11 protein-coding genes are annotated in these 12,633 nt (G+C 68.0%); 9 read left to right on the forward strand and 2 right to left on the reverse strand.

Annotation, left to right across the window (positions count from 1 at the left end; all coding sequences use genetic code 11):
- Nucleotides 1–33: 33 nt before the first annotated feature.
- Nucleotides 34–972, reverse strand: coding sequence for a 2-hydroxyacid dehydrogenase (locus G3N98_RS22885; RefSeq protein ID WP_206149293.1), 939 nt, complete (start codon nt 970–972; stop codon nt 34–36).
- Between the two features lie 118 nt (nt 973–1,090).
- On the opposite strand from G3N98_RS22885, the gene G3N98_RS22890 reads away from it, so the two are divergent.
- The 8 genes from G3N98_RS22890 (at nt 1,091) to G3N98_RS22925 (ending at nt 10,733) form a co-directional block, all read left to right on the forward strand.
- Nucleotides 1,091–1,999, forward strand: a complete 909-nt coding sequence (locus tag G3N98_RS22890) for a LysR substrate-binding domain-containing protein (protein ID WP_089485589.1) — start codon at nt 1,091–1,093, stop codon at nt 1,997–1,999.
- Nucleotides 2,000–2,287: 288 nt separating this feature from the next.
- Nucleotides 2,288–3,316 (forward strand): TRAP transporter substrate-binding protein, encoded by a 1,029-nt coding sequence (locus tag G3N98_RS22895; RefSeq protein ID WP_206149294.1) that lies wholly within the window; start codon nt 2,288–2,290, stop codon nt 3,314–3,316.
- Between the two features lie 3 nt (nt 3,317–3,319).
- Entirely contained in the window at nt 3,320–5,206 is a 1,887-nt protein-coding gene (locus G3N98_RS22900; RefSeq protein ID WP_206149295.1) for a TRAP transporter large permease subunit, read from the forward strand.
- A gap of 22 nt (nt 5,207–5,228) precedes the next feature.
- Nucleotides 5,229–6,299: a LacI family DNA-binding transcriptional regulator gene (locus tag G3N98_RS22905; RefSeq protein WP_206149296.1), complete on the forward strand. Its 1,071-nt coding sequence runs from the start codon at nt 5,229–5,231 to the stop codon at nt 6,297–6,299.
- Entirely contained in the window at nt 6,296–7,318 is a 1,023-nt protein-coding gene (locus tag G3N98_RS22910) for a hydroxyacid dehydrogenase (RefSeq protein ID WP_206149297.1), read from the forward strand. Before G3N98_RS22905 ends, G3N98_RS22910 begins: the two co-directional genes overlap by 4 nt.
- On the forward strand, nt 7,315–8,139 hold the full coding sequence (locus G3N98_RS22915; protein ID WP_206149298.1) for an amidohydrolase family protein: 825 nt from the start codon (nt 7,315–7,317) through the stop codon (nt 8,137–8,139). Before G3N98_RS22910 ends, G3N98_RS22915 begins: the two co-directional genes overlap by 4 nt.
- A gap of 666 nt (nt 8,140–8,805) precedes the next feature.
- Entirely contained in the window at nt 8,806–9,579 is a 774-nt protein-coding gene (locus tag G3N98_RS22920) for a hypothetical protein (protein ID WP_089475045.1), read from the forward strand.
- Nucleotides 9,580–9,599: 20 nt separating this feature from the next.
- Nucleotides 9,600–10,733, forward strand: coding sequence for a transporter substrate-binding domain-containing protein (locus G3N98_RS22925; protein WP_206149299.1), 1,134 nt, complete (start codon nt 9,600–9,602; stop codon nt 10,731–10,733).
- Between the two features lie 124 nt (nt 10,734–10,857).
- Here the strand turns inward: G3N98_RS22925 and G3N98_RS22930 are convergent, their stop codons facing one another.
- The gene (locus G3N98_RS22930) at nt 10,858–11,946 is read right to left on the reverse strand and encodes an ionic transporter y4hA (RefSeq protein WP_089427295.1); all 1,089 of its coding nucleotides are present in this window, start codon (nt 11,944–11,946) and stop codon (nt 10,858–10,860) included.
- 551 nt (nt 11,947–12,497) lie between these two features.
- Between G3N98_RS22930 and G3N98_RS22935 the strand changes: the two genes are divergently transcribed.
- Nucleotides 12,498–12,633 (forward strand): 3-hydroxyacyl-CoA dehydrogenase NAD-binding domain-containing protein (locus G3N98_RS22935; protein WP_206149300.1); only part of this gene is annotated, 136 nt, incomplete at its 3' end.

Consider the following 12,633-nt stretch of genomic DNA (forward strand, 5'->3'; position numbering starts at 1 on the left):
TGTAACGAGGGGCAGCCGTGCTGTGGGCTGCGATCAGCGTGTGACGCTGGTCGGCGGGCGCTGGCCTGCGAAGCACGCGGCGAGGTTGGCCAGCACGATCCGGCCCATCTCTTCGCGGGTTTCGCGGGTCGCGCTTGCCCGGTGCGGCTGCACGATGACACGGTCGAGCTCGAGCAATTCGGCCGGCACGTGCGGCTCGTTCGCGAACACGTCGAGGCCGGCGCCGGCGATCGTGCCGTCGGCGAGTGCGCGAATCAGCGCGGCTTCGTCGACCAGCTTGCCGCGTGCGACATTGATCAGGAATCCTTGGGGGCCGAGCGCGGCGAGCACGTCGGCGGTCACGAGCACGTTGCCGTGATCGGCCGAGGCCGCGATCACGAGCACGTCGCTGTCGCGCGCGAGCACGGCGAGGTCGGGCACGAAGCGATAGCCGCTGTCGCGATGCTCGCGCGGGCCGAAGTAGCTCACGGGCATCCGGAACGCCTGCGCACGCTGCGCGATCGCGCGGCCGACGCGGCCGAGGCCGACGATGCCGAGCCGCTTGCCGGTCACCTGCGTCGCGAGCGGCTGGGCCGTCTTGCCCCAGCGGCCGGCGCGCACGATGCGCTCGCCGGCACCGAGGTCGCGCAGCGTCATCAGGATCAGCCCCATCGCCATGTCGGCGACGTCGTCGGTCAGCACGTCGGGCGTCGTCGTCACGTGGATGCCGCGGGCCCGCGCGCGCTCGAGATCGACGGCGTCGGTGCCGATGCCGCTGATCGCGACGATCTCGAGCGCGGGCAGCCGGTCCATCAGCGCGGCGGCGAGGCCGTTCGCGCCGCCGGTCACGACACCGCGAATGCGTGCGGCCACGCGATCGAGCAGTGCATCCGGCTGCTCGGCCGCATACAGCCGGTGCACGGCGTAACGGGTGGACAGTTCGGCGTCGATGGTGTCGGGGAGCGGCTGGGTGAGGAGGATGTCGATGGTCATGAAGGTCTCGGTCGTCGTGCGCGGCGCGGGCCGTGCCGTGCATCAGGTGCAACCGAGTATAGAAATCGCATCGATATGCGTCTAACATCAAAAGACTATCGATTGATTCAAGAATTGGATGATTGAACTGCACCAGCTTCGCTGTTTCGTCGCGGTCGCCGAGGAGCTGCATTTCGGTCGCGCGGCGCGGCGGCTCTTCATGACCCAGCCGCCGCTCAGCCGGCAGATCCAGCTGCTCGAGCATGCGCTCGGCATCGCGCTGCTCGAACGCAGCAGCCGGCAGGTCAGCCTGACCGCGGCCGGCGAGCGCTTTCTGCGCGATGCGCGGCACATCCTCGAATTCTCCGCGCGGGCCGAGCAGGCCGCGCAGCGCGTCGCACATGGCGGCGCCGGCCGCATCACGCTCGGCTTCACGGCGGTCAGCGCATACCGGATGATCCCGATGCTGCTGGCGCATGCCGCGCACGCGCTGCCGGACGTCGACATCGAATTGCGCGAGATGGTGTCGACCGTGCAGATCGATGCGCTGGCGTCGCGGATGCTCGACGCGGGCTTCGTGCGCCAGCGCGCCGCGCGCCAGCCGCTCGAATACCGGCTCGTGCAGCGCGAGCCGATGCTGGTTGCGGTCGCGGAGGGCGCGCCGCTCGCCGCGTGCGAGCGCATCGGCCCCGACGATCTCGACCGGCAGCCGTTCATCGCGTATTCGCCGAACGAGGGGAAGTACTTTCACGACCTGATCTCGGGCCTGTTCGCGAACGCGGGGCGGCTGCCGAACTACCTGCATTACGTCGGGCAGACGCATACGATCCTCGGCCTCGTGCGCGCGGGGCTGGGCGCCGCGCTCGTGCCGGCGTCGGCGCGCGAACTGCATGTGGACGGCGTGGTGTTCCGGCCGCTGGCGGGCGCCGACGTGGCGGCCGAGCTGTATCTCGCATGGCGTGCGGACAACGACAACCCGGCGCTGCCGGTGTTCAACGCGATGGTCGAGCGGTTTTTGACCGAGAGCGCCGACGAAGCGGGCGCCTAGACGAGCGGGGCGACGCGCGCGCGCGAGCGTGCTGCCCGCATGCGGGGTTAAAAGTCTGTCGTCTGATGATTCGAGATACCCGCTCGAATCCTTTCCGGGTCGTCCGGAATCAGCGGGAATTTCGTTAATTTGCAAAGAAATCGGCTGGAAATCAACGCCGCAGATCCCCCATTTTCACCCTTGTCACGGGAAAACCCCCATTTTTATCTCATCGGTCGTCGTATTACTGTATCGATACACTAAATCGATACAGTGCGTCATGAGACGCCATCGCAAAGGAGACGGCCCATGAATACCTACACCCGGCGGCGCTTTCTGCAGACGGTGTCCGCCGCGGCGCTCGCGGCCGCAGGCGGCTTGCCGGAAGCCGTGCGCGCGCAGCCGGTCGTGACGCTGCGTTGCTCGTCGTCGATGCCGGCCGACCAGAACGCCGCGCACTACGTGTGGTACGAGCGTCTTGCCGCGAACCTGAAGGCGAGTGTCGGCGACGCGATCCGGGTCGACTACTTTCCGAACAGCCAGCTCGGCAAGGAGAGCGACGTCGTGCAGCAGGTCAAGATCGGCGCGATCGACATGATGATCGCGGGTTCGTCGATCTGGGCGACGGTGGCGCCGGAGCTCGGCATGCTCGATCTCGGCTATCTGTTCGACAGCTATGCGCACGTCGCGAAAGTGCTCGACGGCCCGGTCGGTGCCAGCCTGAACGCGCTGCTGCAGAAGCGCGCGGGCTGCTCGGTGCTGACCTGGGGCTCGCATTTCGGCGGGCGCTGCGTGTTCACGAAGCAGCCCGTGCTGGCGCTGCAGGGGCTGAAGGGCACGAAGCTGCGCGTGCTGCCGACGCCGGCGTTCATGGACACCTTCAAGGCGATGGGGGCGGTGCCGACACCGATTCCGTTCGGCGAGCTGTACATGGCCGTGCAGACGGGCGTCGTCGACGGGCTCGAGCACGATCCGGCCACGGTGCTCGCGAGCAAGTTCGACGAAGTGGTGAAGTCGTGCTGGCAATCGCAGCACGTGTTTGCGGCGATGACCGTCGTGATGGGGCGGCGTGCGCTCGACCGGATTCCGGCGAACCTGCGTCCCGCGTTCGATCGCGCGGTGGCCGACGCCACCGCGCAGCAGCGCGCGATTGCCGCGCAGAAGGCCGACCAGGCCGAGCAGGCGCTGAAGCAGCACGGCATGCGCTTCCATCCGATGGCGCCGGCCGAACGCGCGGCGTTGCGGCAGACGATGCACGACCGGCTCTATACGGCATTCGCCACGCAGTATCCGGCGACCGCGCCGCTGTTTCCGGCGATCGCCGCCGGGCGGGGCTGAACGATGGAGACCTGTTCCGTTTCGGGCGCCGCGGCCGCGCCTGGCGCCGGCCGCCCGGCACGCCGCGTCGCGCGCGTGCTGGACGCGATGCTGCGCGCGATCGAATACGTGTCCGCGGCGGTGCTGGCCGTCGATGTGCTCGTCGTGTTCGTGTCGGTCGTGTGTCGTTATTTCCTGCACGACCCGCTCGACTGGACCGAGGAGGTCGCGAGTGCGCTGATGATCGTGCTGGTGTTTTTCGGTGCGGCGACGGTGCTCGGGCGCAGCCAGCACGTCGGCATCGACCTGTTTCGCGGCGCGTTCCCCGCGCGCTGGCAGGGCGCGCTCGTGCAGATCGGCCACTGGATCGTCGCGGCCGTCTCGCTGAACCTGCTGGTGTCGTCGTGCCAGTTGCTGGCCGATTCGTACGACCAGTTGACGCCGGGCGGCTTGCCGGGCTGGATCAACGTGTACCCGATGATGTTCGGCGCGCTGTTCATGACCGTGTTCGCGCTGGCGAACGCGCTCGACGCGCCGCGCCGCCGGGTAATCGGCACGCTCGCGTGCTGCGTGGGGTTCGCGGCCGCGCTGTACGGATGGAATGTGCTGGCGCCGGCGCATGCGATCGCGCCGGGCCTGCTGCTGGCGGCCGGTTTCGTCGGCGGGCTCGTGCTGGGCGTGCCGATTGGTTTCGTGCTCGCGTTCTCGGCGCTGCTGTATTTCCTGGCCGACCCGACGCTGCCGTTGCTCGTTTATTCGCAGCAGGTCATGGCCGGCGCCGATCACTTCGTGCTGCTCGCCGTGCCGTTCTTCGTGCTGGCCGGGCTGCTGATGGAATCGAACGGCATGTCCGCCCGGCTCGTCGAGCTGCTGCTGCGGATTTTCGGGCGCGTGCGCGGCGGGCTCGGCCTGATCGTGATTCTCGCGACGGCCTGCTTTTCCGGCGTGTCGGGCTCCAAGCTCGCCGACATCGCGGCCGTCGGCGGCGTCGTGATGCCGGCGGTGCGCCGTGCGCGCCAGGATCCCGACGAAACGGCCGCGCTGCTCGCGTGCAGCGCGGTGATGGCGGAGACCATCCCGCCCTGCGTGAACATGATCATCATGGGCTTCGTCGCGAACATCTCGATTGCCGGGCTGTTCGTCGCGGGCATCGTGCCGGCCGCGGTGCTGGCCGCGTCGCTCGCGGTGGTCACGGTGATCACCGGGCGCAGGATCGACGTCTCGGCGGTGTTCACGGAACGCCGCGCGTGGCTGCCGCTCGCGGGCGGCGCGCTGGTTGCGCTGGTGATGGTCGCGATGATCGGCAAGGGCGTGACGTCGGGGATCGCGACGTCGACCGAGGTGTCCGCGTTCGCGGTGGTCTATGCGCTCGTGGCCGGCTGGCTCGCGTTTCGCGAGCTGACCTGGCGTTCGGTCGGCCGCGTGTTCGTGCGTGCCGCGTCGATGGCCGGCGGCATCCTGTTCATCGTCGCCGCGGCGTCGAGCGTGTCGTTCGCGCTCTCGATCGAGCAAATTCCGGCGCTGGTCTCGGGCACAATGACCGCGTTCGCCCACCAGTACGGTGCGACGATGTTCCTGCTGCTCGCGGCGCTGGTCATGATCGTGTTCGGCGCGGTGCTCGAGGGGGCGCCGGCGCTGATCATCTTCGGGCCGCTGCTTGCGCCGATCGCGCTGCAGCTCGGCATCAACCCGCTGCATTTCGGCACGGTCGTGGTGGTGGCGATGGGGCTCGGCCTGTTCGCGCCGCCGGTCGGACTCGGTCTGTTCACGACCTGCGCGATCACGGGCACCGAAGTCCGGCACGTTGCGCGGCCGATGGTGAAATATCTGCTGGTGCTGGTCGCCGCCCTCGTGGCGCTGATTCTCGTGCCGGCGTTTTCGTTGTGGCTGCCGGCCCATTTCGGCCTGTAGCCGCCTTTTACAGCAAGACGACATGAGTACGATTCAGGACGTGGCCCGTCATGCGGCCGTATCGGTCAGCACGGTTTCGAACGTGCTCAACGGCCGTACCGACCAGATGAAGCAGGAAACGCTCGAACGCGTGAAGGCCGCGATGGAAGTGCTGCAGTACCGGCCCAGCACGCTCGCGCGCCAGCTCAAGACGGGGCAGACGCCGCTCGTCGGGCTGCTGGTGCCGTCGATGGCGAACCCGATGTACGGCTACATCGCGCGCGAGGTCGAGGCCTGCGCGCAGGAACGGTACGGCCATCGCGTGCTGATCGGCAATACGTATCGCGATGCGAAGAAGGAGGCGTCGTTCTTCGACGACCTGTTCGCGCATGGCGTGCGGCGCGTGATCGTGATCTCGTCGCTGGCCGACGAAAGCCACCTCGAGCGCGCGGCCGGGCGCGGGATGACGGTGGTGAGCTATGACCGGCGCGCGACGCCCGGCGAACGGTCGAAGGTCGAACACGTCACGGCCGACAACGAGGCCGCCGCGCGGCTCGCGACGCGTTGCCTGGTCGATGCGGGACACCGGCGGCTCGCGTTCGCGACGGTTGCCGGCATGACGGTGAGCCGCAGCGACAAGATCCGGGGCTTTCTCGAGACGGCGCGCGAGGCGGGCGTCGACGCACACGCGCGGGTGCTCGACGGCGGTCCGGCGAACGAGTACGGCGACGCCGTGATCGTCGACGTGGGGCGCGCGCTGGGCGTCGCGCTTGCGGCCGATCCGGCGCGGCCGACCGGCATCGTCGCGGTCAACGACCTGTTCGCGCTCGGCCTGATGGCCGGGTTGCGCGATGGCGGCCTGCGCGTGCCGGACGACGTGTCGGTCGTCGGGATGGACGGTCATTTCCTGTCGGCGATTTCCAATCCGGCGCTGACCACGGTGCAACTGCCGGTCACCGAGATGGCCGAGGACATGGTGCGGCGTGTGATGCGGCCGGACGGCGACAAGCCGCTGGCGCCCGAGCCGCACGTATTCTCCGACGTGACGCTCGTCGAGCGAGCCTCGGTCGCGCCGCCGCCGCCAGCGGACCACTCGCACGGAGGGGCCGCATGACGCGCGTCTTCGTCACGCATCCGTCGGGGATGCTCGACCGTTATTTCGGCGCGAAGGCCATGCGCGCGCTGCAGGCGATCGCGGACGTCACGTGCAATCCGCTCGATCGCGAGCTGGGCACGGACGAACTGATCGCGGCCGCGCAGGGTTGCGATGCGATGATCGCGTACCGGCAGACGCCCGCGCCGCGTGCGCTGTTCGCCGGGCTGCCCGCACTGGCGGCGTTCCTGCGGTGCGCGGTCGATATCCGCACCGTCGATGTCGACGCGGCGAGCGCGTTCGGCGTGCTGGTCACGCAGGCAAGCCCCGGCTTCGCACCGGCGGTCGCCGAGTGGGTGATCGGCGCGATGATCGATCTCGCGCGCGGTATCGGCCGTTATGCGTCGGCCTACCACCAAGGGATGCCGCCCGTGCCGCAGATGGGACGCGAATTGCGCGGCAGCACGCTCGGCCTGATCGGTTACGGGCAGATCGCGCGCCACCTCGCGCCGGTCGCGACGGCGCTCGGGATGCGCGTGCTCGTCAGCGATCCGTACGTGCGCGTCGACGCGCCGAGGCTCGAACAGGTCGAATTCGCGGCGCTGTTGCAGGCGGCCGATTTCGTCGTGTGCCTCGCGCCGGCGACGCCGGCCACCGCGAACCTGATCGATGCGGGCGCGTTCGCGGCCATGAAGCCGGGCGCGTATTTCATCAATGCGTCGCGCGGCGAACTGGTCGACGAGCAGGCGCTGTCCGAGGCGCTCGACACCGGCCGGCTCGCGGGCTGTGCGCTCGACGTCGGGCGCGCGCCAGACCAGATGCCGACGCCCGCGCTCGCGGCCCATCCACGCGTGATCGCGACGCCGCACGTCGGCGGGCTGACGCTGCCCGCGGTCGAGCACCAGGCGCTCGAGACGGTCGATCAGCTCGCCGCGCTGCTCGCCGGAAGCGTGCCGCGCGGTGCCGTCAACGCGGCGCATGCCTCGCGGCTGGCGCGCTGGCGCACGGCAGGGGCCGATACCGGGGCGGGCGCGCGATGAGACCCGACACACCCACCGGGCGGCCGGCCGACGCGTGCGATTGCCACATCCACATCTATGACGACGCGTATCCGCTCGCGCCGACGGCGACGTTCCGTCCGCCGCACGCGCCGGTGGATGCGTATCGCCGGGTGCAGCAGACGCTCGGCCTGGCCCGCGTCGTGATCGTGCAGCCGACTGGCTATGGTGTCGACAACCGTTGCCTGCTCGACGCGCTGGCCGCATTCGGCCCGCAGGCGCGCGGCGTCGCGACGTTGCCGGTCGACGTGCCGGATGCGGAGCTGGCGCGGTTGCACGCGGCGGGCGTGCGCGGCGTCCGGTTCATGACGTTGGCGGGTGGCCTCGCGCGGTGGGGCGAACTGGAGCGGGTCGCCGCGCGGATCGCGCCGCTTGGCTGGCACGTCGACGTGCAGCTCGACGGCCGGACGCTGCCCGAGGTCCTGCCGTTGCTGTCCTCGCTACCGGCGCGTGTCGTGATCGATCACACGGGCAAGTTCCTGACACCGGTCGCGCCGGACGCGCCTGCGTTTCTCGCACTGCGGCGCCTGCTCGACCGCGGCCACGCCTGGGTGAAGCTGTCCGCGCCGTACGAGACGTCGCGCTCGGGCGCGCCCGGTTACGACGATGTCGCGCGTCTCGCCGCCGTGCTGGCGCGCGACCACTCGGCGCGTTGCGTATGGGGCAGCAACTGGCCGCACCCGAACGCGTCGCCGGTCCCCGACGACCTGCGCCTGCTCGGCTGGCTGGACGACTGCACGGCGGACGACGCGGTCAGCCGCGCGATTCTGGTCGACAACCCGACCGTACTTTACGGATTCTGAGTCGGCTGCCAGGACGAGGTCGAGCGTCACAAGCTTTCAATCCGGAAGCTTGCACAAGCGATGCCAAGCAATCCTGACCGAGCACGACAGGTCGCAGTCCTGCGAATCCTTACCGTGCTGAAAGCGAGTTCGCTACCGATGTTCCAACGGAGGAACGCGAGGCTTCGCTGCACTGCGACAACTGCTTGACGCTGCATGCCGGTCGGCGCAGGATACGTCCGTGCATGTGGAGCGGGACGCGCCGGCCGCGCGGTTCCTGCACCCGCGATACGCAGAAAAACAACGATGAGCCTTTACGCACTCGTACAGGAATACCGGCCCCGCGTTTCTCGGCCCGCCGGAACCACGCTTCACCCGACGCCTGCCGCGTCACGTATCCGTCATCCCGTTTCGTACCGTGCATCGGTACACTTTCCCGTCCGCGCGCGAGCCGCGACGATGAGCGGCGCCCGTCTGGCGCGCCGCATCGCAGCGTCGTCTGCCGCTCCTCACCAACGCATCCTGAACGGCGCCTACACCGGCGTCTCGTGACGTCCGTCGCGCCCATCCTTGCATTGCGCCGCCGGCCTGCCTGACTGCCCGGCGGCACCGGAGTCCGAAGCATTTCGATTGAGCTTGAAGAGGCAAACGCGAGCAGTTCGGTTCGAGGTTCAAGGAGAAAAACTCATGTCGCAGCTTTCGAATGAAGAAGCAAACGGCAGTTCGGGGAGTGGCAAGGTCAAGCTGATCAAGTGGGCGATCATCATCGCCGGCGTCGCGATCGCGGCACCGGCGGCGTTGTTCATCCTGAAGGGCGTGATCGCACTGGTCACGGCGGCCGTGATCGGCCTCGGCGCGATCTATTTCGCGCCGGTCGTCGCGATGAAGTTCGCGAACCAGAAGGTGAAGATGATCGTCCAGGAGGCGCAGGCGAATCCGATCGAGACGCTGATCAACCAGCTCGCGGAGAAGCGCCAGGCGGCCCAGAAGTTCGCGGACAGCATCACCGCGTTCCGCACCGAGGTGAAGAACTTCGAGAGCAAGACGGAGCTGTTCGAGAAGCAGTATCCGGATGACGCGCCGCGCTTCCGGCAGCAGCTCGACACGATGAAGCAGCTGCTCTCGTTTCGCGAGGGGCGCTACAAGCAGGTGCAGGCCGAACTGAAGAACTTCGCATCGGCGATCGATCGTGCGAAGGCGATGTGGGACATGTCGCAGGCCGCGCAGCAGATGAACAAGCTCGCGGGCCGGCAGGCGTCCGACACGTTCGAGCAGATCAAGACCGACGTGGCCGTCGATTCGGTGATGCGCTCGGTCAACAAGGCGTTCTCCGAAATGGAGACGTCGCTGATGGATAACCCCGAGGTCAAGCAGGCACAGCAGCAGGCGGTGATGAACGCGCCGCACGCGCCCGGGCTCGACGCGACGACCCCCGCGCAACTGCCGTCGAAACAACAATAACTTCCTGCAGGCTCGCAACCATGAAAAAACTTCTTGGCGCCATCGCATTTCTGGTCGTGCTCGTCGGCGTATGGATCGTGCATCAGGGCGGCCTGTCGACGCTGATTCCCGCGCATGACGCGGCCCCGGCCTCGACGTCCGCGCAAGGTGGCGACAGCGGCCCGTCCACGCAGGCGTCGCCGTCGTCCAACGTGCTGCCGGCCGGCTTCACGCCGCAGGCCAGCGCGCTGAAATCGATCGCCGAAAACGGTATCGTGCGGATCTCCGTGCAGAACCCGAGCGAACCGTTCTTCGGCGAGGACAAGGGCACGCCGCACGGCTTCAATGTCGAATTCGCGCGGCTGCTGTTCGCGGATCCGTCGTTCTCGCACGGCGGCAAGCCGGTCGTCGTCGATACGCGTCACGAGGTCGACACGTATCCGGGCGTGCCGAAGCAGCTGCTCGATACGGATGCGAAGGGGAACCACGTGGTCGACGTGGCGATGGACGGGCTGACGTTCCCGGACAACACGCCGTCGGGCATCGTCTATTCGGTGCCGTACGTCGACGATTTCGGCTATTCGCTGATCGTGCGGCGAGGCTCCGCGATCCGCTCGACCGACGATCTCGCGGGCAAGACGGTTGGCATCCTGAAGGGCGACCCGGACGTGCGTGCGTTCGTCACACGCCAGTACCCGAACGTGAAGTTCGTGGAAGTCGACGATTCCGATCCGGCCTTCATCGCGAAGAGCATCGACGGCCATGCGGTCGACGCGTTCATCTACGACTATCCGTTCGCGGTCAGCTCGATCAAGGACACCGACCTGAAGTTCGCGGTGACCAAGCTCGACGGCTCGAACATCGCGTACAAGATCGGCGTGCGCGCCGACGACCAGGATCTGCTGATCTACCTGAACGCCGCGATCGCGAAGCTCAAGCAGTCGCCGCAGTATCTCGACCTGCTGCGCAAGTACTTCGTCAGCGACCAGGCGGTGACGACCGCGGCCGCGTCGGGCGAGCATACGTACGTGGTGAAGGCGGGCGACACGCTGAACCTGATCGCCGCGAGCAAGCTCGGCAGCGGCCAGCGCTATCGCGAGATTCAACGCCGCAACAACCTCGCCAACCCGAACCTGATCCTGGCGGGCCAGCATCTGGTGATTCCGGTGCGGTAACGGCGGCGTGACGTGAACGAAGGAAGCTGAAGGGACGTGAAGGGACGTGAAGGGACGTGAAGGGACGTGAAGGACGGCACGCGGCCCGGCGGAAGTGATCCGCCGGGCCGCGTGCTTTTCCGCGTCAGTGCGTGATCGACAGGAACAGGTAGGCAGCGAACAGCGACAGGTGCACGACGCCGTGCAGCACCGTCGTGCGCCCCTGGCTGAGCGTCAGCGTGCTGACCAGCAGGGTGAGCGCCAGCAGCACGGTTTCCATCGGGCCGATGCCGAGCGTGAGCGGCTGGCCGACCCAGATGAACACGGCCGCGACGGTCGGGATCGTCAGCCCGATACTCGCGAGCGCCGAGCCGAGCGCGAGGTTCATGCTGGTCTGCAGGCGGTTCGCACGCGCGGCGGTGACGGCCGCGAGCGCTTCCGGCAGCAGCACGAGCGCGGCGATCACGATACCGACCGCGGCCTCGGGCGCGCCGAGCTTCATCACCGCATGCTCGACGGCCGGCGACAGCAGCTTCGCGAGCAGCACGACCGCGACGAGACTCACGAACAGCAGCACCAGGCTGATCAGCGCAGTGCGGCCGCTCGGCGGCGCCGCATGCACCGATTCGTTCGCGCTGTCGTGCCCGGTGAGGAAGTAGTCGCGGTGGCGCACGGTCTGCACGAACACGAACGCGCCGTACAGCACGAGCGACGCCACGCCGGCGAATGCGAGCTGCGATTTCGAGAAGAACGGGCCCGGCGCGGCGCTCAGGTAGTTCGGCATCACGAGCGACAGTACCGACAGGGAAGCCAGCACCGCGAGCGCCTTGCTGGCGCCGCGCCCCTGGAAGTCCTGCTCGCCGTGCTTCCACGCGCCGACCAGCAGGCAGATGCCGACGATGCCGTTGCAGATGATCATCACGGCGGCGTACACGGTATCGCGGGCGAGGCCCGATTTCTCCGGGCCCGCGCCGAGCATCACCGACACGATCAGCGCGACTTCGATGACGGTCACGGCGATCGCGAGCACGAGCGTGCCGAACGGTTCGCCGACGCGGTGCGCGACGACTTCGGCATGGTGGACGGCGGCGAACACGGCGCCGGCGAGAGCGGCGGCGAACACCGCGATGACGAGGCCTTCGGCCGGTACGACGCGCGACAGCGCGAGGACCAGCCAGGCGGCAAGCGGGGCCACGAGGGTCCAGCGCGGGAGCTGGTTGGACGAGAGCGGCATGGAGGGTTTCCTTATGCGAGTGGCGGCGCGCGACGCGCCGTCACGGGTTGACGAAGCCCGGCCGTACTATCCGCCGAACGAGGATGATGAAACCGAAGGAGGGCGGCACGCAACGGTGCTGCCCGGGGTTCGCCGCCATGAGGCAGCGAGGGGCGCGGGCGGGCCGGAGCCCGTCGCGGGATGAAACGATTCGATGCGGCCGGCCGCGAACGACGAGGCGAGCACGTGTGACGACGCACGGGCCGGAGGCTCGGTTCCGACCCTGGAAGGGCGGCCGGCAATGGACGGCGGTGGCGACGTGACACGCGGTTTCCCCCTGAAATCCGGCGGTTTGTCGAATTTTATCAGGCGTTTGGGGGTCACTATCTCATATTCGAATGCTTTCATAGACCTTTCGGTTTACAAAAAGTGCCCCGACCTTTCGATTTTTTTGTCTTTGCAGGTTTCGTAACGGTCTCTTGCACGACAAATTCGGGCTCGCCCTGACATAAATCTACCGACCGGTCGGTTTATAATCGCTCGCACCTCCACTTCATGACGGATCGCAAGCGATGGCTGTTTCTTCTGCACATTCGGTGAACTCGGGCGCGCTGGCGCCGTCGGCCGTCGTCGGCGTGATCGGCGCCGGCGCGATGGGCGCGGGCATCGCGCAGGTAGCGGCGGCGGCCGGCCATGCGGTGCTGCTGT

It is taken from the genome of Burkholderia sp. Tr-20390 (assembly GCF_017104595.1).
In the GTDB taxonomy this organism is placed as follows: domain Bacteria; phylum Pseudomonadota; class Gammaproteobacteria; order Burkholderiales; family Burkholderiaceae; genus Burkholderia.